This window comes from Falsiroseomonas sp. E2-1-a4, from assembly GCF_051433165.1.
Classification (GTDB): Bacteria; Pseudomonadota; Alphaproteobacteria; order Acetobacterales; family Acetobacteraceae; genus Falsiroseomonas.
This window is the reverse complement of sequence record NZ_JBHMFS010000025.1, coordinates 41,146-64,124: the sequence shown is the minus strand read 5'-3', so window position 1 is coordinate 64,124 and position 22,979 is coordinate 41,146. Positions and strand designations below refer to the sequence as shown.

The following is a 22,979-nucleotide window of genomic DNA, read 5'->3' as shown; positions in this document are numbered from 1 at the left end:
CTGTCCGACTTTCGCAGGCGACATTCCGAGCTTGGACTGAATGCATGCCCATGACCTGCCGTCGGTCGGGGTCTCTGGCTACGGAGGCGAGTTGAACACCGAAGCGGATACATGTCGCCTCTTCGTGGTGCCTAGGCTGCATGTTGCTGGATGGGACGCCTCGCCGCACGCCATCCAGGAGCAGCGAACCTTCACCGAAGGACGGGTCGTCTTCGTCGCCGGGCAGCCTCGCCGCGGGCGCCGTAAACGCGGCGACTACCTGCTCCGCTACTGCCCCGACCTGGCGCTCGCCGTCGTGGAAGCGAAGCCTACCTATCTGAGCGCTTCAGATGGCCTGCAGCAGGCCAAGGACTACGCCGAGATCCTTGGTCTCAAGCAGACAGCCCGCGTGCCCGCTTGGCTGATGTCGCGCCGCTGGTGCGTCGCGAGGTCGCCATCGAATCCGCGACGCTCTATACGGAAATCGGAATTCGCAGCTTCTTTCGTGGCATGTTCCAGCGACGAACGATGTCCGGTGCCGAATTCACTTGGCAGAGTCTGTATCGCATCGAGGCCGGGGACGTCGTTTTCAGCAACCTCATGGCCTGGGAACGAGGTATCGCACTTGCTAGCCTAGAAGATGCCGGCGGGACTGTCGCGAATTTCGTGTGCGGCCGGTCATGATGGGAGGAAAGGAACCCCTCATGGCCAAACGGAAAGCCCCACAGATACCGGACGAAATCCTGGACCAGCTGCTGTCCGGTGCGGAGGCGAGCACCGCCTTCGACCAGGGCGGTCTGCTGGATCAGTTGAAGAAGGCGCTGGCCGAGCGGGCGCTGAATGCCGAGATGGACCACCACCTGGCGGGTGATGGCGGCGCCGGGAACAGCCGCAACGGCTATGGCCGCAAGAGCGTGGTGACCGGCACTGGCCGCATGGCGCTGGAGGTGCCCAGGGACCGGCAGGCGAGCTTTGATCCGCTGCTGATTGCGAAGTACCAGCGGCGCTTCCCCGGCTTCGACGACAAGATCATCTCGATGTACGCCCGCGGCATGAGCACACGGGAGATCGCGGGCCACCTGCTGGACCTGTACGGCATCGAGGTCTCGCCGGACCTGATCAGCACGGTGACCGACGCGGTGCTGGATGAGATCGCCACTTGGCAGGCGCGGCCACTGGAGCCCGTCTACCCGCTGGTGTTCTTCGACGCGCTGCGGGTGAAGGTCCGCGACGAGGGGCTGGTCCGCAATAAGGCGGTGCACATCGCGCTCGGCGTCAGAGCGGGCGGCAGCAAGGAAATCCTTGGGCTTTGGCTGGAGCAGAACGAGGGCGCCAAGTTCTGGCTGCGGGTGATGAACGAACTGCGCAACCGCGGCGTCGAGGATGTCCTGCTCGCCGTGGTGGATGGGCTGAAGGGCTTTCCCGAGGCGATCCTGGCGGTGTTCCCCGAGGCCACGGTGCAGACCTGCATTGTGCATCTGCTGCGCCACAGCCTGGATTTCGTCTCCTGGAAGGAGCGCAAGCCGGTGGCAGCGGCCTTGAAGGACATCTACCGCGCGGTGGATGCCACCGCGGCCGAGGCGGCGCTGACGGCGTTCGAGGCCAGCCCCTGGGGCCGCAAATACGCCGCCATCGGCCAAAGCTGGCGCCGCGCCTGGGGCGAGGTGGTGCCGTTCTACGCATTTCCCATGGAGGTCAGGCGATTGCTTTACACCACGAATTCCATTGAGGCCCTCAACTCCCGGCTGCGTCGCGCGATCCGCGCCAGGGGGCATTTCCCGACTGATGAGGCGGCGCTGAAACTGCTGTTTCTGGTCTTGAACAGGGCCGAAAAGGAATGGACCATGCCGCCGCGTGAGTGGTCCATGGCCAAGGCGCAATTCGCCGTCCTGTTCGGCGACCGCTTCACACGCGCCATGGCCTGACCGTGTCGTTCAACCGACCGGCCACACACGGAATTCCTGACACTCCCGATGCCGGCTGCGTCGGGAACCACCGCATGCTGACATGCGCGACGGATCCAGCCCGGCTCCTGCCGGGCTTCATCTTCTTCTATTTCACGACGCGCGAGGGCTTCTCCCACATCGAGGCCGCATCGCCCGGCTCAATCGCTCGCAACAAGACGCTCTCGCCTCAAGGCCTCGCCGCCATCGAGGTGCCGCTGCCCTCCTTGGAGGCACAGCATTGGTTCGAAGCCCTTCGCTTGAAGGCCGCTGCCATTCGGGCGCTGAACGTAGCCGCGGCCAAGGACGCCGCCTCCCCGCCATGCTGGACCAGACTTTCGGGGGAACGACCTAAACATGTCGCAAGACGCGCCACCGCGATCCTAGTCGAGGGTTCTAAGGTGGTCAGGAGGGTTACAAGCCGGGTAAATCATGGGACGCTTTTGGAGGGTCGACAGGTGGACGTCTGGATCGAACGGCGAAGCGGATGGCTGAAGCGATCTGACGACGCACGCAGCCACGGGGACATAGACTACGGTCGTATCGTTCACTCAGCGGCTTTCCGGCGCCTGCAGGGGAAAACGCAGACCCTGAATCTTGGCGACAGCGATTTTTACCGAAATCGTCTGACCCACTCCATCGAGGTGGCTCAGGTTTCCGTCAGCCTTCGAGGTCAACTAGCACAGATCAATCCCAACCACCCGGGAGTAGAACATCTACCGGAGCCAAGTTTGATTCAGGCTGTAGGTTTAACTCACGATCTAGGACATCCGCCATTCGGACACGGTGGAGAGATTGCGCTTAATTACTGTATGCGCTCTAGTGGCGGATTTGAGGGCAACGGACAGACGCTTCGCATTCTGTCCAGACTTGAGAAGTTTTCGCAAAACGAAGGGGCAGATCTCACTCGCAGAGCTCTTCTCGGCACCCTCAAGTACCCGGTAGTATTCGAAGCGGTGAAAAGACACGGAGTTGATCCAACTCTGACAAATAAAACAACCACAGTCAAACTTTTAGATCGAGAATTGTCTAAGCCTCCCAAATGTTACATGTCATCAGAAACAGATGTAGTAGACTGGTTGCTGGACCCTTTAGACGAGAGCGATCGAAAGCAGTTTGTTGAGGTCTTGTTACACCACAACGGACATGCAAAGCCTATTCATAAGTCGTTCGACTGTAGCATAATGGATCTGGCAGACGATATTACTTTCGGCGTTCATGACCTCGAGGATGTAGTGGCAATCGGACTAATCCGCGAGCCTGATTTTATCGAACTGGTGCCAGAGTCTGTCTGCCAACACTTTGTCTCTGGATATCATGATATAAATTTTGGCCGGTTCGTCTCGATGCTGTTTGGTGATGGATCTCAGCGAAAGCGTGCGATCAGCCGTCTGGTTGGCTACTTTGTTCGTAACTGCTTCATCGATACAATTGAAACACTAAATCATCCACTAATCCGATACCGCGCGGAGGTGCATGAGGACGCTCGCCGGCTTCTTGACCATCTGACTCAGCTAGTACGGAAAAGAGTTATATTCAGCGCAGAGGTACAACAACTCGAATTCAAAGGACAGCAGCTTGTAATTGCAGTTTTCGAGGCGCTCAGCTCGGAGCCCTGCAAGTTGCTGCCAAAAAATAGTCGCGAGGAATATAGAAGATCGCCGGATAAAATGCGTCATATATCTGATTACGTAGCAGGTATGACCGATGCGTTTCTGCTGCGCACATATGAACGTCTATATAGCCCTAGAATCGGGTCTGTGTTCGATAAACTCTAGTGTCACGTTAGAGCGCGTTTTCCAGGTTACAGCTTGATTGAGATCCTATTGCCGAGCTTGCTCGGGTTGCCTTACCGACGGCTTGACCAAGTCCAAGGCTGCCAAGTTGGCGGTCGGATCAACCGCCTGCTTCTCTCTCCCAACACCTTTAAATCAGACCGTCCGCTTCAGGTCCCTGCTGCGCAAGCGCCAGGAGCGACGCCAGCAATTGCTCCCGATAATCGGCTCGGGGGGAAAGGAGACGTTCTTTCCTCCGGCATCCACTGCCGAGCGGTCGACTTGCTGAAAAGGCCCAAGCTCAGCGCAGAGAAATTCTCGCAGGATCAACGAGTAAAGCTTGAGGGTTAGATCGAGCTACCCCCGAGCTTCGGAGAGAGAATGGCCCTGCGGAGACGGAAATGCCGGTCGTTGCGTTCTCCAACCCTCAAGCCGTCGCTGCAAAACCCCAGGAAACCTGCGGTTCAGGGCGCCATCGCCGTATGGAAAACGTGAGGTTGGAAAACCGACTGGAGCAGCGGTGGGAACCGGATTCCAACCTTCGCTGGCGTCTGTGAGACACGTCTCGCCAGCCGAGAGTGTGCGCCCACGGCGACTCAACCCGATCTTGACCCTGACATTCGTGCTGCGCATCCTCTCGGCAAGGGGCCCTCCGCGATCGCCCCGTGAGGCTTCGGCCCAAGCATCGCGTCCATGCTCCGGCGTCCCGCGCCGAAGGAGGACGCACGTGCCGAGCCCTGACATCATTACCCCAAACCAGCTTGCCCGGCTTCTCGGAACGCGAGACGCGCCGATCATCCTGGACGTCCGCACCGACGAGGACTTCGCCCGCGACACCCGCACGTTGCCTGGGGCGGTCCGACGAGACTTTCGCCTAGTTGCCGCCTGGGCGGGCGATTTCGCCGGAAGCCCACTCGCCGTCATCTGCCAACGCGGCCTCAAACTGAGCCAGGGCGTGGCCGCCTGGCTCCGCCACGCGGGCAACACCGCCGAGGCGCTGGAGGGCGGCTTCGAGGCCTGGGCGGCAACCGGCTGCCTGCTCGTCCGGCCGGATCACGTCCCGCCGCGCGACCCCCAGGGTCGCACCGTCTGGGTCACACGCGCTCGCCCGAAGATCGACCGCATCGCCTGCCCCTGGCTGGTCCGCCGCTTCATTGATCCCACGGCGGTGTTCCTGTTCGTTGCTCCGTCCGAGGTGATGGCGGTTGCTGACCGCTTCGGAGCTACGCCCTTCGACATCGATGGCGTGTTCTGGAGCCACCGCGACGAACTCTGCACCTTCGACGTCATGGTCGAGGAGTTCGGCCTTCGCTCCGATGCGCTGCTGCGGCTGGCGACCATCGTGCGTGGCGCCGACACCTCCAGGCACGACCTGGCGCCCGAGGCGGCAGGGCTGCTTGCCGCCTCGCTCGGGCTCTCCCGCATGTACCGCGAGGACTTGGCGCAGCTCGACGCCGCGATGGGCCTTTACGACGCCTTCTACCGCTGGGCGCGCGATGCCACAGCCGAGACCCACAACTGGCCGGCACCAGGGAGCAAGGCATGACCCCCGACAGCATGAGCAAGGCCGAGAAAACGCCAGGCACGCCCGCCGAGGCGCAACTCCCCACCTTCGGCGAGGCACTGCGCGTCTGGTGGCGCATCGGGCTGCTCTCGTTCGGCGGCCCCGCCGGGCAGATAGCGCTGCTGCACCGCGAGGTGGTGGACCAGCGGCGCTGGGTGTCCGATGCGCGCTTCCTCCACGCGCTCAGCTTCTGCAACCTGCTCCCTGGACCCGAGGCCCAGCAGCTCGCCACCTATCTCGGCTGGCTGCTGCACGGCGTGCGCGGTGGGGTGGCGGCGGGAATGCTGTTCATCCTGCCAGGCGCTGTGGTGATGCTGGTGCTCTCGGTGGTCTACGTCACCTTCGGCCAGGTCCCGCTCGTGGCGGCGCTGTTCTTCGGCCTGAAGGCGGCCGTGCTCGTGCTGGTGGTGGAGGCCCTGCTGCGCGTGGCGCGGCGGGCGCTGAAGACCGGCGCGGCCTGGGCCGTGGCGGGCGCCGCGTTCCTCGCGCTGTTCGCTTTCGACGTCCCGTTCCCCTTCGTCGTGCTCAGCGCGGCGCTCATCGGCTATCTGCTCCCCTGGGCTTTCCGTGCCAGCGACCACGGCAAGGCGAAGGACGGCCCGCCAGCCCTGCTGGACGCCGTCCTAGCGGCGGACCCCGAGCGTCCAGCCCGGCTCGCGGCGCAAGCTTGGCGCGCAGGGTGGATTGCTGTGGCACTCTGGCTGTTCCCGACGGCGCTGCTGATCGGCACCGTGGGTGGCGTGTTCGCCGACATCGCCTGGTTCTTCTCGGTCATGGCGGTGGTGACTGTGGGCGGCGCCTATGCCGTGCTGGCCTATGTGGCGCAGGAGGCGGTGCAGGGCTATGGCTGGCTGACGGCGGACCAGATGCTGGTCGGGCTCGGGCTGGCGGAGACCACGCCCGGGCCGCTGATCCTTGTGCTGCAGTTTGTGGGCTTCCTCGGCGGACATGGCGCTGGGGGCATCGCCTACGGTGTGCTCGCCTCCATCCTGGTTCTCTGGGTGACCTTCGCGCCCTGCTTCGCCTGGATCTTCCTCGGTGCGCCCTTCGTCGAGCGGCTGCACGGCAACCGCAAGCTTACGGGCGCCCTCGCCGCCGTGACTGCCGCTGTGGTCGGCGTGATCCTCAACCTGGCGCTGTGGTTCGGGCTGCGGGTGCTGTTCGCCGAGGTTCGCGAGGTGCGACTTGGCATCCTGGCACTGGACCTGCCGGTGCCGGGCAGCCTTGACGTGCTGGCGCTCGCCTTGGCCTCGCTGGCCGCGGTGTGCGTGTTCTGGCTGAAGCTGGGCCTCATCCGGACGCTGGGCGTGACGGCGGCGGTTGGCCTGGCACTGAAGCTCGTCCTGGGCTGATGCGGCGCAGGGCACCGGTAACGGGCGGCACGACCGTCCCGTCCAGCAATGAGCCTACGCGGGTGGTCGCAAGCGTGATCCGACGGGTTCTTATTGCGAGGGGGATCCGCGACTTCGGTGATGGCCTCGTGGCGGTGCTGCTGCCTGCCTATCTCCTCGCTCTCGGCTTCGGTGCCGCCGAGGTCGGGGCTGTCGCCACGCTGGCGCTGCTCGGCTCGGCGTTGATGACGTTGGGCGTGGGTGTCGCGGGCGCCCGTCTGGACCCACGCCTCCTGCTCCTGTTCGCCGCGGGGCTGATGACGGCGACCGGGTTGGGCTTTGCCGTGGCGGCCGGCTTCGCGGCGATCGCGCTCGTCGCGCTGCTGGGCACCATCAATCCGTCGGCCGGCAGCGTGAGCATTTTCGCGCCGCTGGAGCAGGCGCTGCTCACCTCAGCGTCGCCGGATGTGGGCCGGACCGCCGTGTTCGCGCGCTATAGCCTGGTCGGCGCGCTGGCGGCAGCCATGGGCGCGCTTGCCGCAGGCGCGCCCCAGCTTCTCGCGCGAGCCGGCCTGGCGGAAATGGAGGCGCTGCGCTCGGCATTTCTGCTTTATGCGGGGCTCGGTGTCGCCTGCCTGCTGACCTATCGCGCAATCCCGGCGTCGCCGGCCGCGGAACGCCGGGAACGGCATGCACCCCTCGGTCCTTCGCGTGGGATCGTGGTGAAGCTCGCGGCGCTGTTCAGCGTGGACAGCTTCGCGGGCGGGCTTGCGGTGCAGGCGCTGCTCGCGCTCTGGCTGTTCGAGCGCTTCGACCTCTCGCTGGCGCAAGCCGGGCTATTCTTCTTCTGGTCGGGGGTGCTGTCGGCCTTCTCCTTCCCGGTCGCCGCCTGGCTAGCGGGACGGATCGGGCTGATCAACACCATGGTCTACACGCACATCCCGTCCAGCCTCTGCCTCATCGCGGCGGTCCTCGCGCCGACCGTGGAGTGGGCGCTCGGCCTGCTGCTGGTGCGGGCGGCGCTGTCGCAAATGGACGTGCCGACGCGGACCTCCTACGTGATGGCTGTGGTCACCCCGCCCGAGCGGACGGCGGCGGCGAGCTTCACCGCGGTGCCCAGGAGCCTCGCGGCCGCGGCCGGCCCTGCGATTGCGGGCGCCATCATCGCCGCCGGATACACGACGGCTCCCTTTATCCTCTGCGGCGTGCTCAAGATCGCCTATGACCTGGCGCTTCTCTGGGCCTTCCGCCACGTCAAGCCGTCGGAGGAGCGCTAACCGGCCGCGTCCGTGCCAGGTGCGCCATGGTCCAGCTACCGAGCCCAGTTTAATCCCGATCGGGTGAGACACCGTTTCCGCTCAGTGGCTTGCGACCTCCAGTTGCAGCGTGGACAGAGACCGCCCCGCAGTGGTAATTCCTCGATCGTGCCCCATGGTATTGCCCGTCGCGTCCGGATACTGCTGGCTGCCTTGATGCTCTTCACCGGGCTCTTGGGGCAGGTTGGGCACGCCGCCGCGCATGGTGGCGGGGAAGACCCAGCCGCCGCTTGGCTGGCTGCACTTCAGGCGGAGCGCGCCTGGCTTGCCGCGGATGCAACGGGCTTGGAGGCTCAGCCCTCGCTTCAGGTCTTCGGGGCGGCCGAACGGCATAGCCATGGCGACGCTCCGGTTCATCAGCACGATGGGCCGGACGGTCTCTCGGCCGACCACGCGCATGGTGTCGCTTTCCTGGCACCTGCCCCGGCGAGCATGGGGCCGCGAATGCTCGAGGCCGCCTCATGCTGGGCGCTGTCCAGTGGTCTTTCCGGGGCGCAGCCCGACAATCCTGACCGCCCGCCCCGCGTGAACACGACGCGCATATAATCCGGTGATCGCCGGGCCTTCGGGCCGGCGGTCGATGTCGGGTTGGCGTGCCGAGCCATCGTGACGGGTGCCACCGCGCCCGCCCGTGTCCCTGTTCCGTGGAGCTTCAATGCCACATCTGTTTTCGCGCGCCCGTTCTGGGCTGCGCTGCCTTATCCTCTGTTCACTCCTGCTTGCCGCACCTGCGTTTGCTGGCCCTGGCGGCCCTGACCACAAGCATGGTCCGGAACCCACCGCCACGGCCCTGCCGCAGAGCCCAAGGCTCGTCGCCGTCTCCGAGGCCTGGCAGCTCGTCGGCATCCTCAAGGGCGGCGCGCTGACGCTCTACCTCGACCGCCAGGACGACAACGCGCCGGCCTCGGGCGCCACGCTCGACCTCGATATTGCCGGCCGGACCGTGCGGGCCGAGCCGCAGCCGGACGGCACCTTCCGCATCCCGGCCGAGGCGCTCGGCACGGGGGAGATCGAGGTGCTCGCCACCATCGGCGGCGCCGCGCCCGACCTGCTGGTCGGCACCATCCGCGTCCCTGGCGGGGCGGCCGCACCCGCTGCGGCGCATGGTCACTCCCACGCCCTCAGTAATTTCCTGCACCGCCGCGTCTCGGTCGAGACGGTGCTCATCGCCCTCGCCGGCACCGGCATCGGCGCCCTTGCTGTCGGCTTCCTGTTCGGCCGTCGCCGCGCCGGTGTCGCCGCGCTGGCGGTCGCGCTGCTGGCCGCATCGCCGGTCGCGGCGGGGCCGGGTGGCCCGGACCACCAGCATGGCCCCGAGACCGCCACCGCCGAGGATGGTGACGCGCCGCGCCGCCGCGCCGACGGGCTGGTCTTCGTGCCAAAGCCCACACAGCGCCTGCTGGAACTGCGGACCCGTCGCGTCACGCCGGAGGAGGCCGCGCGGCACGTCACTCTCCTCGGCCGCGTGCTGCCGAGCCCGGACGCGCAGGCCGTCGTCCAGCCCGCGACCGCCGGCCGAATTGTTGCGATCGACGGCACCCTGCCGCGGCGCGGCCAGCCAGTGCGCGCGGGCGATGCGCTCGCGCTGGTGGTGCCCTTCGCCGCCGCTCCCGGCGAGATCGCCGGGGCCGAGACGCTGCGCGCCCCGGTCGATGGCGTGATCGCGACCGTCGCCCTCTCGCAGGGCCAGGCGGTCTCGCCGGGCCAGACGTTGGTGGAAATCCTCGACCCCGGCCGCGTGCGGATTGAGGCCGAGGCCTTCGCGCCGCTGCCGCTCGCGCCCGGTGCCGCCGCCAGCATCGAAGCCCGCGGCATGGCGCCGGTTCCGGCCGCCCTGCTCGGCCGGGCGCCCGCGCTCCGCGGCCAGGCTGCGCTGCTCGACTTCGGGCCCCGCGGCGCCGACCACGGCCTTGAGATCGGCCGCCGCGTGCAGGTGGTGGTCGAACTGCCCGAGCGTCGCACCGCCATCATCCTGCCGCGGGACGCCGTGGTGCAGGCGCCGAACGGCCTGCCCGTGGTGTTCCGCCACGCCGAGCCCGAGCTGTTCGAGCCGCGCGTTGTGCGCTTCGAGCCGCTGGATGCGACGCGCGTCGCCATCCTCACCGGCATCGAACCCGGCGAGCAGGTGCTCGTCCAGGGCGCCCTCCTCGTGAACCAGATCCGCTGAGGGGGCCGGCATGTTCAACTTCCTGGTCTCGGCCAGCCTCCGGCACCGCGTCGCGGTGCTGGCGGCGGCGGCGCTGCTTGTCGCCTACGGCCTCTATGTCCTGCCGCGCGTGCCGGTGGATGTCTTCCCCGACCTGACGCGGCCCTCCGTCACCATCATGACCGAGGCCGAGGGCCTCGCCCCACCCGAGGTCGAGCGACTGGTCACCGCCCCTGTCGAGGCGGCACTTCGCGGTGCGCCGGGGTTGGCGCGCATCCGCTCCACCTCGGCGCCGGGCCTGTCGATCGTGCTCGCCGAGTTCGAATGGTCCGCCGACCTGACGGCGGCGCGCGCCGACACGGCCGAGCGCCTGGCCCGCCTGCAGGGCCGCTTGCCGCCGGGGCTGACGGCGCAGATGGGCGGCATCGGCACGGTGATGGGCGAGATCCTGCTGCTCGCGGTGACCGCGCCCGGGCTTGATCCGGCCGCGCTGCGCGACGTGGTGGAAGGACAGGTGCGCCCGCGCCTGCTCGAAGTCCCGGGCGTGGTGCAGGTGAACCCGATCGGCGGCGCCGTGCGGCAGGTCCGTATCAGCCCCGACACGGCGGCACTGGCGGGGGCCGGGATCGGCATCGATGCCATCGCGCAGGCCATCGCCCGTGTCGGTACCTCCGCCGGCGGCGGCTTCGTCGAGAACCGCGGCGTGGAATTCGTGCTGCGTGCCAGCGCACCGGCGCCCGACCTCGACGCGCTGCGCGCGCTGCCAGTGGCAACCCCGCGCGGCGCAATGCCACTCGGGACGCTGGCGGAGGTGGACTTCGCCACCCGCACGCGGCGCGGCGATGCCGGATTCAACGGCCAGCCCGCCGTCATCCTCAGCGTGCAGAAGGCGCCAGCCGCCGACACCCTGCCGGTGACCCGAGCCGTCGTGGCGCGGCTGGCCGAAATCCAGGTCACTCTGCCCACGGGCGTGACCGCGAACCAGATCCAGTTCCGCCAGGCCGACTTCATCGAGACCTCGATCACCAATCTGGGCTTCGTGTTGCTCAAGGCGGCGATCGTGGTGGCGCTGGTGCTGGCGCTGTTCCTGCTGAATGGGCGGGCGACGGCGATTTCGCTGACGGCGATCCCCATCTCGATCCTGGTCACGGTCTTGGTCTTCCACGCCTTCGGGCTGACGCTGAACACCATGACGCTGGGCGGCCTCGCCATCGCGATCGGCGAACTGGTGGATGACGCGGTGGTGGATGTGGAGAACATCCTCCGTCGCATGCGCCAGAACGCGGAGCGGCCCGACCCGCTTCCTTCGATGGTGGTGATCGCGCGCGCGAGCCAGGAGGTGCGCTCGGGCATCCTCTACGCGACCTTCATCATCGTCCTGGTCCTGCTGCCGCTGTTCGCGCTGTCGGGGCTGGAGGGGCGGCTCTTCGTGCCGCTCGGTGCCGCCTACATCGTCTCGATCCTCGCCTCCCTGCTTGTCTCCATCACTGTCACACCGGCGCTGGCGAGCTTCCTGCTGGTGAAGGTGCCAAAGCGCGCGCATGGCGATACGCCCATGCTGCGCGCGCTGAAGCGTGCGCAAGCGCGCGTGCTGGAGGGCGCCTTCCGCATGCCACGCCTGGTTATCGCCGGCGTGCTGGGCGCCGTGGCGCTGGCGGCCGTCGGCGCCGCACTGCTGCCGCGGGCCTTCCTGCCGCCCTTCAACGAGGGCACAGCCCTGGTCGGTATGCGCTTCGAGCCGGGCATCGGCCTCGAGCAAAGCCAGCGCCTTGGCCTGATTGCCGAACGCCTGGTGATGCAGGTGCCGGAGGTGGTGAGTGTGGGCCGCCGCACCGGCCGCGCCGAACTCGATCCGCATGCCGAGGGCGTGCACGCGGCCGAGATCGACGTAACGCTTCGCCCATCTGGCCGCCCGCGCGAGACGGTGTTCGCCGAGATCCGCGAGCGGCTTTCGGTGCTGCCGGCCTCGGTGGTGATGGGCCAGCCGATCAGCCACCGCATCGACCACATGCTCTCGGGCGTGCGGGCGGCGCTCTCGCTCAAGGTTTTCGGTCAGGATCAGGAGGCGACGCGGATCGTGGCCGAGGGGCTGCGTGCGCGCATGCTGGGCATTCCCGGCCTTGTGGACATCAATGTCGAGACGCAGACGCTGGTGCCGCAGGTGGAAATCCGCGTCGATCCCGCCGCGGCTGCGCTGCACGGGCTGACGCCACAGGCCGTCACCGCTTCGGTCGAGGCGCTGGCCGGCGGTCGCGTTCTTGGCGCGCTTGGTGAGGGAGCGCGGCGGACCGAAATCGTGCTGCGCCTGCCCGACGAACAACGCGGCGCAGAGGCGCTGCGCGGGCTGCTGCTGCCGACGCCGCATGGCGCGGTGCCGCTGGAACGCCTCGCCGAGGTCGTCGAGACCTCGGTGACGAACCAGATCCTGCGCGAGGATGGCGCGCGGCGCATCGTGGTCTATGCAAATGCCGACGGCTCGCGCGACATGGCGGCACTTGCTGCCGACCTCGCGCGGCTGGTGGCCGAGGCTGCGCCGCCATCCGGCATTCGCATCGTGCTGGACGGCACCTTCCGCGCGCAGGAGGCGGCGAGCCGCGCCATCGCGATCCTCGGCGCCGTCTCGGCGCTGCTGGTGCTACTGGTACTGTGGCAACGGTACCGTTCCCTCGTGCTGGCGCTGATCGTGCTGGCGGTGATCCCGATGGGCCTCGTGGGTGCGGTCGCGGCGCTGTGGATCGCGGAGCAGCCGCTTTCGGTGGCCTCGATGATCGGCTTCGTGACGCTGGCCGGCATCGCCGCACGCAACGGCATCCTGAAGGTGTCGCACTGGATCAACCTCGCGCTGCATGAGGGCGAGGTCTTCGGGCGAGGCCTCGTCCTCCGCGGGACGCTGGAACGGCTGGGGCCGGTACTGATGACCGCGCTCTCGGCCGGGCTCGCGCTGGTGCCGCTGATGATCGGGGCCGGGGAAGCGGGGCGGGAAATCCTGCACCCCGTCGCGGTGACGATCTTCGGTGGGCTGGTCACCGCGACCCTGTTCGACGCGGTGCTGACGCCGGTGCTGTTCCTGCTGTTCGGGCGGCGTCCGCTCGAACGCCTGATGGCCGCGCGCGACGCCGCGGCCGAGGCCGGCGCGCTGCGCCCGGCCACAACCTACTGACCCCAGAAGGAGAGACTTTGATGAACCGACGCATGATCCTGGCCAGCCTGCCGCTGGCCCTTGCCACCACGCCAGTCCTCGCGCAGCAGCGCGAGCGACGGGGTCCGAATGGCGGGCTGCTCACCGGCAGCGACGGCCACGAGGTGGAGCTGGTCGCCAATGGCACGGCGATCCGCGTTTACCTGGTCAATCATGGCCGCGTGGCGCCGCCGCGAGCCGGTGCCACGGCGCGGATGGTGATTCAGGAAGGCCAGGTGAACCGCACGGCAAATTTGGCCGCCAGTGGTGACGGCTTCTCCACCACGCTGGAGACGCCGATCGCCCGCGGCGCCCGCGTCGTGGTCACTGGCCGCATGCCGGACGGCCACACGGTACAGGCGCGCTACGTCATGCCATAAGGCCGCCCTGCTCAACCGAACAAGGACCGCCCTCGACTCATGCTTGACCTCGCCATTGTCTTCGCGCTGGTGCTGGTGAATGGCTGCTTCGCCATGTCAGAACTGGCCATCGTTTCGGCGCGCCGGCCCCGCCTGCGCGCCATGGCAGAGGAAGGGCGGGCCGGGGCGCGGGCGGCTCTGGCCCTGGCCGAGGATCCGGGCAAGTTCCTCTCGACCGTGCAAATCGGGATCACGCTGGTGGGGATCGTGGCGGGTGCCTTCTCGGGCGCGACGCTGGGCGGAGCCCTCGCTCGCTGGTTTGTCGACCTTGGCATGCCGCTGGCGGCGGCCGAGCCCCTGGGCTTCGGTGTTGTCATTGCCCTGGTGACCTATCTCTCGATTGTGGTTGGCGAGTTGGTGCCGAAGCGGTTTGCGCTGCGGCGACCGGAAGCCATCGCTTGCCTCGTCGGGCCGCCGATGACCGTGGTCGCGAAGGTCGGAGCGCCGGCGGTATGGCTGCTGAATGTCTCCACCAACGCCATCTTCCGGCTGCTCGGTCAGGCGGACGACCCGGAGGAGAAGGTGACGCAGGACGATCTGCGCACGCTGATCGCCGAAGCCGAGCGCCAAGGCAGCATCGAGAACAGTGAGCAGCGCATGATCCAGGGTGTGCTTCGCCTTGGCACCCGCCCGGTACGCGCCGTCATGACGCCGCGCGGTGAAGTGGATTGGCTCGACCTGCGCGCAGGAGATGCCGCCTGGCGTGAAATGATCCTGACCGCCCGACACAGCCTCCTGCCGGTCGGTGAGGGATCCATTGACGCCCTGGTGGGGGTGGTTCGGGTGCGGGACCTGCTGGCGGCGATGGCCCGCGACGAAGCACTCGATCCACGTGCCATGATGCGGATCCCGCCAGTGGTCCCGGATACCGCGGAGGCGCTCTCGCTTCTCGGCGTACTGCGTGGGGCGATGGTACCGCTTGCGCTCGTCCACGATGAATACGGACACATGGAGGGTGTGGTTACGCCAACCGACCTCACCGGAATCATTGTTGGAGATTTCGGCTCTGCGGCGGACGAGGCGCATGAGCCTGCCGTGCAGCGCGACGACGGATCCTGGCTGCTGGACAGCGCCACGCCGCTGGACGAGGCGGCAGAGATCCTTGGCATCAAACTGCCCGGAGCGCGAAGCTATCAGACCGTGGGGGGCCTGGTGCTCTACCTGATGGGCCGCATTCCGGAGGCTGGTGCCCGCGTGGACGGGCTCGGCTGGCAGTGGGAGGTCGTCGATATGGATGGTCGCCGTATCGACAAGGTCCTGGTCTATCCGAGCACACCCAGTGTTGCCGCCATGCGGCGGCCCGGTGGCGGCGCTCTGGAAACATAACCCATTGGGCTGCGAACCCGGGGGCGCCTTTGCCCAACAGATGGAGGAGGTGACGAGATGTTGAGCCCACTCGCCAATCGAACCTACCGCCACCTGTTCCTGGCCCAGGTGCTGTCACTGCTCGGCACCGGGCTCGCCACGGTGGCGCTCGGCCTGCTCGCCTACGAGCTGGCGGGTGCCGATGCCGGCGCGGTGCTGGGCACGGCGCTGGCCATCAAGATGATCGCCTATGTCGGCATCGCCCCGGTCGCCGGCGCCTTCGTTCATCTCGTGCGGCGGCGCAGCCTGCTGGTGGCGCTCGATGTGCTGCGTGCCGCCGTCGCGCTGTGCCTGCCCTTCGTCACGGAGATCTGGCAGGTCTACGCCCTGATCTTCGTGATGCAGTCGGGCTCCGCGGCCTTCACGCCGACCTTCCAGGCGACCATTCCCGACATTCTTCCGGATGAGGCCGATTACACCAAGGCGCTCTCCCTCTCGCGCCTCGCCTATGACCTAGAGGCGCTCGCGAGCCCGGCGATCGCCGCGGCCCTGCTTGGCCTGGTCGGCTTCCACTGGCTGTTCGCCGGCAATGCGCTGGGCTTCCTCGCCTCGGCCGCTCTCGTGCTGACCGTGCTCCTGCCTTCGCCCAGGCCGCCGGCGACGCAGGAAGGCGCCTGGGGCCGCATCACGCGCGGTGCGCGCATCTACCTCGCCACGCCGCGCCTGCGCGGGCTGCTGGCGCTGAACGTCACGGTCGCCATGGCCGGCGCGATGGTGATTGTGAACACCGTGGTGCTGGTGCGCGCGGGTTTCGGCCTGGGTGCGGTGGAGTTGGGCTGGACGCTGGCAGCCTACGGCGCGGGCTCGATGGTGGCCGCACTCGCTGTGCCGCGGCTGCTTGATGGCGTGATGACCGATCGCACGGCCATGATGGCCGGTGCCGGGCTGCTTGTTGCAGGCTTGCTGCTCGGGCTGCTGGTGCCGAGTTGGTCGATGCTGCTGCCGCTGTGGATGTTGCTGGGGTTGGGTAATGGCCTGGTGCTGACGCCGAGCGGGCGCCTGCTGCGGCGCTCCGCTCATGCTGGCGATCGGCCGGCCTTGTTTGCAGCGCAGTTCGCGCTCAGCCACGCCTGCTGGCTCGTCGCCTATCCGGTGGCGGGACGGCTCGGCGCGGCGGCAGGGATGGAAGCCACCTTCCTGGTGCTTGGGGCGCTCGGCGCTGGGGGGTTGGTCGCGGCCCTTGTGCTGTGGCCGAGGCATGATGCGGAGGCGATCGAGCACGTCCACGATCGGCTTCCGCTGGGGCATGCTCATCTGGGTGATGCTCGGCCCGATCCGACAGGCTCAGTCCGGCACAGGCATGCATTCGTGATCGATGAACTTCACCAACGCTGGCCACGCTAACTTGGGCGCGAGGCCCTGAAGGGTTGGAGGCGTTCGGTCAGAGTGACGACGATGGTCACGGTACCCGCCGCTTCGCCACTGCCACCGACAGCGTCGCCGCTGCCAGATCGAACGTGACCTCCGAAATGTTCCGCGCCATCACCCGCACCGTGTTGTTCGACCAAGCCGCTGCATCCAACTTGATGAAGCGCGTGGATGACACCAGCGACGCTTGCGACAGGTCGCCGACCCGCGCCCCATTCACCGTGACGTCGATCAGCGCGGTCGCCCCCGGCGCCAGGCTCGGCAGGTCCCAGGATACCTCCGCGGCAAGCTCCAGCCGGCCCGAGCCGAACAGCGCGCCCGTCAGCAACGGCGTGCCATTTAACACCGCAGGCGCAGCCTCCGGCAGCCCGTAGAGCCGCAGGGACTGTAGATCGATCGGCCCATCGAAGCCGATCACCCCCACCTGCGCATAGGCCACAGACGCGCCGACGCGGATGGTCTGCCGCCGGTTGAAGTTGGCATCATCCATCGGCGCACCGGCGTTCCAGCCCTTGGCCGGCCCGTTCCACTGCATCGTGGTGATCGACGCCAGCACGTCGCCCGCAATGTCCTCGCGCACATTCCCTGCCCCGTCGAACACCCGCACGAAGAGCCGGCCGCCCGAGGCGCCGCCCGTCAGCCAATGCGCCAGGGCGAACTCCTTCGCCTGGGAGGTATCCAGCATCCACCCCAGCCCGCGGTTCGCCGCGAGCGTCACCGCACGATCGGTCGGCGTCACATCCGCCAGCCCGTTGAAGCAGAAATCCGCCATGAAGGTCGCCGTGGTGGTCGAGGTCGCGATGGTGATCAGCCCCTCCACGCCCACTTCCGTCGCCGACTGTCGGAACGCCGCCGCCCGCGTGTTCGGCACCCCGGCCAGGAAGCGCTGGAATCGCGACGCCGGCGCACGATGCCGGTTGATGACAGCGTTGCCGCAGCGGTTGGCCGTCGCCGTGTAGTCGATCCCCACCAGGTAGGTGTTGGTCCAGGCTACATAGTACTCGCAATCCTGCGCCCCGGCCGTGTGCCGCGCCGCCAGGGGCGAGCAGGCTTCCATGCGCATGTTGCGCGCGATGATGGCAGAGCCCGAGGTCTGGTTCAGGAAGGGAATGGCGATGTTGCTGCCGGCCTGGCGCAGTTCGAAGTTCGGCGCGTCAAAGACGTGGCGGTTGTGGTTGGTGTAGGCGCCAGGCTCGTTGCCGAGTCGGATCCCGAAGCGGTCCTGCGCCGCATTGACCCCCGTCGCATGCGCGAAGTGCCCGCCATAGTACCGCACGGAGGTGTTCCAGGCCGTGGCGGTGGCGCACCAGATGTCCAGACCGATGCGGTTGTTGACGATGCGGCCCAGCGTGAAGGTGCTGTCCTCCACGCCGCGGCCGTCGCCCAGCGTGCGCATGCCGATGGTGAAGCCTTCCACCCGCCGCAGCTCGATCTGCGAGGCATCGACGTTGCGCACGGTGATGCCGATGTCCGCCTCGGACGACCAGTCCGACTGAGTGGCGCGGATGACGTTCAGCCCCGTGTAGAGCTTCTCGGCATTGCGGAGGGTGCCACCGTCGCCGAGCACCAGCACGGAGGTGGGTGCGGTGCCGGTGTAGCGGATGGTGCCCTGCATGATCAGGCCGCGCGCCCCGCCCGGCAGGGTCACGGTTCCGGAGACGTTCCAGGTGCCGGGCGGGATCATCGCGAATTTCTGGTCCGCGGCGGCGCGATCGAAGGCGGCCTGGATGGCAGTGCGATCATCCGCCACGCCATCGCCCAACCCACCGAAGTCGTTCGGCAGCACCGCCTCGCAATCGCGCAGGTACTTGGCGAAGTCGCTCTTGTTGAGGTTGGCGTTGAGGACCAGCAGGTCGTCGATGCGTGCCGGCATTTTTCCCGAGTCTCCTACAGAGCTGTGGCGGTGACCGGGCCGGCGAAGGCGGAGACGCTGCCCTCGGCCGAGACGCTGCGCAGCCAGTACCAGCGGGTCTGGCCCGTAGTGAGACCGGTGCGGTCCCAGGGGAGTGCGGTGGGCTCGCTGGCGAGCTTGGTCGCGGCGGCGAGGCTGGCGCTGCTGGCCTCGAACACCCGCAGCCGTACCCCGTCTGGGGGAAAGCCGCCGCCTCGGGGCACGCCGCCGGCGATGCCTGTCGCGGCCAGCCCCGAGGCGGCGGCCGGCACCAGCGCCTCGCGCCAGCCCGACACCGCCCCGCTGCGCGCCTGCGCCCGCACCCGGAATGCCGTGGGCTCCGCGGTGGGGATGGCGACCGCGGGTGGCGCCGAAACCGCCGGCATAGCCCTGCCAGACGGCGACCGAGGCAGGCCGGAACTCGATCTCGTAGCCGGCGAGATACGCCGAGCCGACCGTGGACCAGGACACCGCGATCGAGGTGAAGCTCACCGCCGGGGGCGTCTCGACCAGGATCGCGGCGGGTGCGGCAATGACGCCCGGGTTCGGCAGCACCACGGACGGGTTCTGGCCGGTGGCGCGCTCATCCGTCGCCGGGCTCCATGCCCAGACGGCAGGATCCTCCGCGGCCAAAGTCAGGTCCATTCCCCCCTCGGCCGAAAGCCGCCACCCCGTGACCCGCTCTGGGAAGGCGGGACATAAAGACCGATATGTTTCAAAACTTGTGTGGAGTTGGAGCAGGCGTTGCGCTAAAAAATACTACGAACGGCGACTGGTACTCGCTGCGACCAGCCAAAGCGAGGCAAGGGCGTCGTCTTCGTTTGCGGAGCCGCCAACCATGTTCGGCATCTTGACCAAACGGGCGAAATGCGTGGCAGAGACATCCAGCCGGGTCCGCATCGCCTTGCTCTCGCTCGTCGCAGCGCTCCTCCTCGCTGCGCCAGCGCGGGAGGCCGGCGCCGCCGATCCAAGCCAAACCGTGCAGATCGCGGGGCTGAACGTCGCCCTCTGGCTGCCCGGGGGTGCTGGCGGGGGAGCGCAGCCCAGGCCACTCGTCCTGTTCTCCCACGCTTACGAAGGCTGCAAGACGCAGTCGGGATACCTGATGCGCGCATTGGCCGACCACGGAATGGTGGTGGCCGCGCCGGATCACCGCGATGCCCGGTCCCCGTGCGCCATCGCTAGCCGCCCGCCCGCCTCCCTCGACACCCTTCCGTCAAGCCTGACCAACGATGCGAACTGGAACCCGAGCCTCTACCAGGACCGGCGCGACGACCTTCGCCGCCTCCGTGCCGCGATTGAACAGGGCGGCACGCCCGCGGGCCAAGTCGATCCGGCCCGCGTGGTGCTGATCGGCCATTCGCTCGGCGGATACACGGTCCTCGGCCTAGCCGGCGGCTGGCCGAGTTGGCGGGGCAGCGACCGCATCGCGGCGGTGGTGGCCCTTGCGCCCTTCGTCCAGCCCTTCCTGATGGGCGGAGGCATGCTTGGCGCCATCTCCGTGCCCGTGCTCGTCCAGGGCGGCACTTCGGACGAGGCCATCCCCGCTTCGATGCTGGAAGGCGAGGCGTATCGCGCCCTCCGCTCTGCGTCGCCGGCCTGCCTGGTAATGTATCAGGGCGCGAACCATTTCGCCTGGACCTCCCTCGACGCGAAGCTCCATCAGGCGACCGCTGCCGCCGCGGTGGCGTTCCTGGAGGACGTGTTCGCGGCGCGCCGCCCGAGTGACGCTTCGCTTGCTTCGCGGGACGCGCAGCAACCGGTGTGCAGATGAGCAGTCATGCGACGCCTGGCGAAGTCGCGAACCCAGGCAGAGGCCACATTGTGCAGGCGGCGCTGATGGAACGCTTCTTTGCCGCCATTCAGACACGCGACCACGCGGCGATCGCCGCCTGCTACTGTGAGGACGCGACCTTCGAGGACATCGCCTTCAGGCTCGAGGGTCGCCGCTCGATACACACCATGTGGCGCATGATCGCGGGATCCGACATGCGGGTAGACTACAACATAGTGAGTGCCGCTGAGCGGCAGGGAGAAGCGCGCTGGACCGCCGACTACACATTCCGCAAAAATCCCGACGCCAAAGGGCGCCCGATACAAAACAAGGTCCGCTCGACCTTCACCTTCAGGGACGGCTTGATCGCACGGCAGGTGGACCACTGCGACGCCCTGCGCTGGGCATTGCAGGCAATGGGCCCCCTTTTGGGCGTCCTTTCTTGGATGTTTCCCTCGGTACGGCGGCGTGTTGCGCGCCAAAGGCTCGAGAATTCGCCGCGCAAAAGGCGCAGCATTCTTGAGGTTCGGGCCTGCCGGCTCCGCAGGCTGAACCAGGCAGAGAAGTGCTGGCTGTTGCGTCTGAACCGCCCTGGGTTTGTCGGCAACTGTAATCAGTCTGCTGGCACGGGACGGTAGTCTGTGCGGGAAGCGAGCATGGCGTTGAGGGTGACGAGGAGCTTGCGGGCGGTGGCGATGATGGCTGCCTTGCCGGATTTGCCCTTGCCCTGGAGGCGGTCGCGGAAGCGGATGAACGCTGTTGACCGCCGCGACGCCTGAAGGGCTGCGAGGTAGAGAATGGTCCTCACGATAGGACGGCCGCCGCCGATGGACCGTGGTCCTGACCGGCGTCCGCTGTCGCGCGCGACAGGGGCGAGGCCGGCAAGCGCGGCGATACTACGGCGATCGAGTTGCCCGAGCTCGGGCAACTCGGCAATAAGGGTGGCTGCGACGATCGGCCCGACGCCTGGCGCAGTGCGCAACCGCCGGTCGATGGCGGCGAGTTCGGCGTCAGCCGCCACCAGGTCGGTCATCCGCGCCTCGATCTTCGCGATGCGGCGATCGAATAAGGCGACGACACCGCGGATGTCGGCACGCGCGTCCGGGTCAGCGGTCTGCTGCAGACGTGTTGCCTCCTGCTTGCGCATCTCGACGAGCTGGCGGCGGCGGGTCGCCTGGGCCTGGAGTGCGCGACGTGCCGGCGGCAGAGGTGGGGTTGGGGCGGGCGTGAGGCGGACGCCGAGCTCAGACAGCATGCGCGCGTCGACGCGATCGGTTTTGCCGATGACGCCCATGGCCCTGGCGAAGTCGCGCGCCTGGCGGGGATTGATGCGGCTAAAGCAGACTCCGGCCGCTTCGAGCGCGTCCCGCAGTTGGTGATCGTAGCCGCCGCTCGCCTCGAAAACGACCCATGCACCTTCCTTGGCGCAGCGAGCAGCGAAGGCACGTGGACACTTCCGCTAACCGCCTGCATTGCGCGGGTTGGTGCCGTTGATCGGCGCGGAACGGCTGGAATTGTGGCGCTGGGTCGGTAGGGGGGAGGCTTTCGGGACCTGCTCCGTGCGACCAGCGGCTCAGGCGGACAGACCTCTCCTATCGAGCCAGCACCATCGCTTCATGTTGTAGGCCATGTTGGCGAGCGTGATCGCGGCATGTGCCCGCGCCAGGCCGATGGTGCGGATCACCAGCCCCATCACCCCCTTCTGGTAGGCGAAGGGATGCTCCACATGCGCCCGCACCGCCGACTTCGCGGCGTTGGCGCGCGCCGTGTGCCTGGCCATGGTCCGCCCGGCCGGCTTGCGCCGATGGATGCGGCTGACGCGGCCGATCCCCTCCAGATACCGATCATTCTCCGCCGACCGATACGCCGTGTCGGCCCAGACGGCCGAGGCGGTGTTGTTCGGGTCGATCAGCCCCTCGCGCAGCCGCGCCCCGTCATGGGCGGCCGCATCCGTGGTTTTGCCGCGCCGGATCACGCCATGCCGGCGGTCGATCGAGATGTGCGACTTGTAGCCATAGGTCGGGATCGCAATGTCGATCTGCGGCTTGCCGTCGGGGCCGGGTTTGGCCTTGCTGAACTTCACCGTCCAGCGCGCATCGGTGTCCTTCTGCCGCGCCTTGGCCGGCTGGTCGGGCCAGATCTGCGCCGCCTTCTCGCCGGTCTTGATGCGTGCCTTCTCAGCTTCGGTATTGCGCTGGCGCGGCGCCGCCACCAGGGTCGCGTCCACGATCTGCCCGGCCATCGGCAGGTAGCCTGCCGCGGTGATGGCCTCATCCAGCCGGGTGAACAGCCGCTCCATCGCGCCGCTGGCGATCAGCGCCTCGCGGAAATCCCACAGCGTGTTGGCGTCCGGCACCGCATCGCCGGGGCCGAGCCGGCAAAAGCGCATCCAACTCAGCCGGTCGGCCACCAGGTATTCCGTCTGCGCCAGCGACAGGCCGTGCAGCGCCTGCAGCACCAGCATGCGGAACTTCAGCACCGGATCGAAGGCAGGGCGCCCGCCTTTGCGCAGGTCGCGCGTGCCCAGGGCTGCGGTCAACTCGGCACGGAACAACTCGAAATCGACGGTGGTGGCGAGCTTCTCAAGCGGGTCGCCCTGCGCCGTCAGTTCTCGCAGTCGATCCTGCACCTCCCAAAAACCGGACTGCCCTGATGACATCCCCGCCGCGCTCCGCCTCGCCAGACGCCCAGGGAATCACGATCCAAAGCCCGCCGTCACTGAGTTTCCGGAGGTGTCCACGTGCTGCAGCGGGCGAGTTGTCGATCCGCGTTGCCCCGCGGCTGGGATGATGGGTGTCGAGCCAATCCTTGGCCACATCGACGCCGACGAAAATCTGTTGCGTCACGATCTCTGCTCCTGTTCTGCGGGGTATGCGGGAGCATCCCCGGTCAACTGTTCAGGCTGACGATCAGTGGCGCGGGCGGCTCCC

The 22,979-nt window shown here is 67.6% G+C and carries 17 protein-coding genes and 2 pseudogenes; 14 read left to right on the top strand and 5 right to left on the bottom strand.

Going from position 1 to position 22,979, the window contains the following annotated elements; genetic code table 11:
* Positions 1-91 precede the first annotated feature (91 nt).
* From ACFHNC_RS21365 to ACFHNC_RS21335, 7 genes and pseudogenes are all read left to right on the top strand, one after another.
* Positions 92-376 (top strand): annotated as a pseudogene (locus ACFHNC_RS21365) (type I restriction endonuclease subunit R); the annotation flags it as partial.
* 20 nt (positions 377-396) lie between these two features.
* Positions 397-663, top strand: a complete 267-nt coding sequence (locus ACFHNC_RS21360) for a hypothetical protein (RefSeq protein WP_437171266.1) — start codon at positions 397-399, stop codon at positions 661-663.
* A 20-nt stretch (positions 664-683) separates the two neighbouring features.
* Positions 684-1,904: an IS256 family transposase gene (locus tag ACFHNC_RS21355; RefSeq protein WP_437171265.1), complete on the top strand. Its 1,221-nt coding sequence runs from the start codon at positions 684-686 to the stop codon at positions 1,902-1,904.
* Positions 1,905-1,978: 74 nt separating this feature from the next.
* Positions 1,979-3,700 (top strand): anti-phage deoxyguanosine triphosphatase, encoded by a 1,722-nt coding sequence (locus tag ACFHNC_RS21350; RefSeq protein WP_437171264.1) that lies wholly within the window; start codon positions 1,979-1,981, stop codon positions 3,698-3,700.
* A gap of 724 nt (positions 3,701-4,424) precedes the next feature.
* A complete protein-coding gene (locus ACFHNC_RS21345; protein ID WP_437171263.1) occupies positions 4,425-5,243 on the top strand; it encodes a chromate resistance protein ChrB domain-containing protein in 819 nt (272 codons plus the stop codon).
* On the top strand, positions 5,240-6,613 hold the full coding sequence (chrA, locus tag ACFHNC_RS21340; RefSeq protein WP_437171262.1) for a chromate efflux transporter: 1,374 nt from the start codon (positions 5,240-5,242) through the stop codon (positions 6,611-6,613). The genes ACFHNC_RS21345 and chrA overlap by 4 nt, the downstream gene beginning before the upstream one ends.
* Entirely contained in the window at positions 6,613-7,869 is a 1,257-nt protein-coding gene (locus tag ACFHNC_RS21335; RefSeq protein WP_437171261.1) for an MFS transporter, read from the top strand. The genes chrA and ACFHNC_RS21335 overlap by 1 nt, the downstream gene beginning before the upstream one ends.
* 81 nt (positions 7,870-7,950) lie before the next feature.
* On the opposite strand, the gene ACFHNC_RS21330 is transcribed toward ACFHNC_RS21335, so the two are convergent.
* Complete coding sequence (locus ACFHNC_RS21330) at positions 7,951-8,307, bottom strand: hypothetical protein (protein ID WP_437171260.1); 357 nt, start codon at positions 8,305-8,307, stop codon at positions 7,951-7,953.
* A 256-nt stretch (positions 8,308-8,563) separates the two neighbouring features.
* Between ACFHNC_RS21330 and ACFHNC_RS21325 the strand changes: the two genes are divergently transcribed.
* From ACFHNC_RS21325 to ACFHNC_RS21305, 5 genes are read left to right on the top strand one after another with little or no spacing between them, the layout of a single operon-like run.
* Positions 8,564-10,075 (top strand): efflux RND transporter periplasmic adaptor subunit, encoded by a 1,512-nt coding sequence (locus tag ACFHNC_RS21325; protein WP_437171259.1) that lies wholly within the window; start codon positions 8,564-8,566, stop codon positions 10,073-10,075.
* 10 nt (positions 10,076-10,085) lie between these two features.
* Positions 10,086-13,214: an efflux RND transporter permease subunit gene (locus tag ACFHNC_RS21320; RefSeq protein WP_437171258.1), complete on the top strand. Its 3,129-nt coding sequence runs from the start codon at positions 10,086-10,088 to the stop codon at positions 13,212-13,214.
* A 20-nt stretch (positions 13,215-13,234) separates the two neighbouring features.
* Positions 13,235-13,612: a hypothetical protein gene (locus ACFHNC_RS21315; protein WP_437171257.1), complete on the top strand. Its 378-nt coding sequence runs from the start codon at positions 13,235-13,237 to the stop codon at positions 13,610-13,612.
* 39 nt (positions 13,613-13,651) lie between these two features.
* Positions 13,652-14,977 carry a hemolysin family protein gene (locus ACFHNC_RS21310; RefSeq protein WP_437171256.1) on the top strand — a complete coding sequence of 442 codons (1,326 nt, stop codon included), beginning with the start codon at positions 13,652-13,654 and terminating at the stop codon, positions 14,975-14,977.
* 57 nt (positions 14,978-15,034) lie between these two features.
* Positions 15,035-16,360, top strand: coding sequence for an MFS transporter (locus ACFHNC_RS21305; protein ID WP_437171255.1), 1,326 nt, complete (start codon positions 15,035-15,037; stop codon positions 16,358-16,360).
* A gap of 55 nt (positions 16,361-16,415) precedes the next feature.
* Here ACFHNC_RS21305 and ACFHNC_RS21300 read toward each other — a convergent pair whose 3' ends face one another.
* Both ACFHNC_RS21300 and ACFHNC_RS21295 read right to left on the bottom strand, forming a co-directional pair.
* On the bottom strand, positions 16,416-18,257 hold the full coding sequence (locus ACFHNC_RS21300) for a hypothetical protein (RefSeq protein WP_437171254.1): 1,842 nt from the start codon (positions 18,255-18,257) through the stop codon (positions 16,416-16,418).
* Positions 18,258-18,271: 14 nt separating this feature from the next.
* The gene (locus ACFHNC_RS21295; RefSeq protein WP_437171253.1) at positions 18,272-18,661 is read right to left on the bottom strand and encodes a hypothetical protein; all 390 of its coding nucleotides are present in this window, start codon (positions 18,659-18,661) and stop codon (positions 18,272-18,274) included.
* 452 nt (positions 18,662-19,113) lie between these two features.
* Here ACFHNC_RS21295 and ACFHNC_RS21290 point away from each other — a divergent pair, with 452 nt between their 5' ends.
* Together ACFHNC_RS21290 and ACFHNC_RS21285 are read left to right on the top strand one after the other, a co-directional pair.
* Entirely contained in the window at positions 19,114-20,049 is a 936-nt protein-coding gene (locus ACFHNC_RS21290; protein ID WP_437171252.1) for an alpha/beta hydrolase family protein, read from the top strand.
* Positions 20,050-20,114: 65 nt separating this feature from the next.
* Positions 20,115-20,687, top strand: coding sequence for a nuclear transport factor 2 family protein (locus ACFHNC_RS21285; protein ID WP_437171251.1), 573 nt, complete (start codon positions 20,115-20,117; stop codon positions 20,685-20,687).
* On the opposite strand, the pseudogene ACFHNC_RS21280 reads toward ACFHNC_RS21285, so the two are convergent.
* Both ACFHNC_RS21280 and ACFHNC_RS21275 read right to left on the bottom strand, forming a co-directional pair.
* A pseudogene (locus ACFHNC_RS21280) lies at positions 20,663-21,478 on the bottom strand (IS110 family transposase); the annotation flags it as partial. The gene ACFHNC_RS21285 and the pseudogene ACFHNC_RS21280 overlap by 25 nt on opposite strands.
* A gap of 144 nt (positions 21,479-21,622) precedes the next feature.
* Complete coding sequence (locus ACFHNC_RS21275; RefSeq protein WP_437171250.1) at positions 21,623-22,708, bottom strand: IS5 family transposase; 1,086 nt, start codon at positions 22,706-22,708, stop codon at positions 21,623-21,625.
* Positions 22,709-22,979: the final 271 nt, after the last annotated feature.

What these genes read in the sequence shown, in the direction of transcription:
- ACFHNC_RS21355 (WP_437171265.1), top strand. Translation starts at nt 684, where the DNA reads ATGGCCAAACGGAAAGCCCCACAGATACCGGACGAAATCCTGGACCAG.
- ACFHNC_RS21275 (WP_437171250.1), bottom strand. Translation starts at nt 22,708, where the DNA reads ATGTCATCAGGGCAGTCCGGTTTTTGGGAGGTGCAGGATCGACTGCGA.
- ACFHNC_RS21300 (WP_437171254.1), bottom strand. Translation starts at nt 18,257, where the DNA reads ATGCCGGCACGCATCGACGACCTGCTGGTCCTCAACGCCAACCTCAAC.
- ACFHNC_RS21330 (WP_437171260.1), bottom strand. Translation starts at nt 8,307, where the DNA reads ATGCGCGTGGTCGGCCGAGAGACCGTCCGGCCCATCGTGCTGATGAAC.
- ACFHNC_RS21325 (WP_437171259.1), top strand. Translation starts at nt 8,564, where the DNA reads ATGCCACATCTGTTTTCGCGCGCCCGTTCTGGGCTGCGCTGCCTTATC.
- ACFHNC_RS21305 (WP_437171255.1), top strand. Translation starts at nt 15,035, where the DNA reads ATGTTGAGCCCACTCGCCAATCGAACCTACCGCCACCTGTTCCTGGCC.
- ACFHNC_RS21335 (WP_437171261.1), top strand. Translation starts at nt 6,613, where the DNA reads ATGCGGCGCAGGGCACCGGTAACGGGCGGCACGACCGTCCCGTCCAGC.
- ACFHNC_RS21310 (WP_437171256.1), top strand. Translation starts at nt 13,652, where the DNA reads ATGCTTGACCTCGCCATTGTCTTCGCGCTGGTGCTGGTGAATGGCTGC.
- ACFHNC_RS21350 (WP_437171264.1), top strand. Translation starts at nt 1,979, where the DNA reads ATGCTGACATGCGCGACGGATCCAGCCCGGCTCCTGCCGGGCTTCATC.
- chrA (WP_437171262.1), top strand. Translation starts at nt 5,240, where the DNA reads ATGACCCCCGACAGCATGAGCAAGGCCGAGAAAACGCCAGGCACGCCC.
- ACFHNC_RS21295 (WP_437171253.1), bottom strand. Translation starts at nt 18,661, where the DNA reads ATGCCGGCGGTTTCGGCGCCACCCGCGGTCGCCATCCCCACCGCGGAG.
- ACFHNC_RS21320 (WP_437171258.1), top strand. Translation starts at nt 10,086, where the DNA reads ATGTTCAACTTCCTGGTCTCGGCCAGCCTCCGGCACCGCGTCGCGGTG.
- ACFHNC_RS21290 (WP_437171252.1), top strand. Translation starts at nt 19,114, where the DNA reads ATGTTCGGCATCTTGACCAAACGGGCGAAATGCGTGGCAGAGACATCC.
- ACFHNC_RS21285 (WP_437171251.1), top strand. Translation starts at nt 20,115, where the DNA reads ATGGAACGCTTCTTTGCCGCCATTCAGACACGCGACCACGCGGCGATC.
- ACFHNC_RS21315 (WP_437171257.1), top strand. Translation starts at nt 13,235, where the DNA reads ATGAACCGACGCATGATCCTGGCCAGCCTGCCGCTGGCCCTTGCCACC.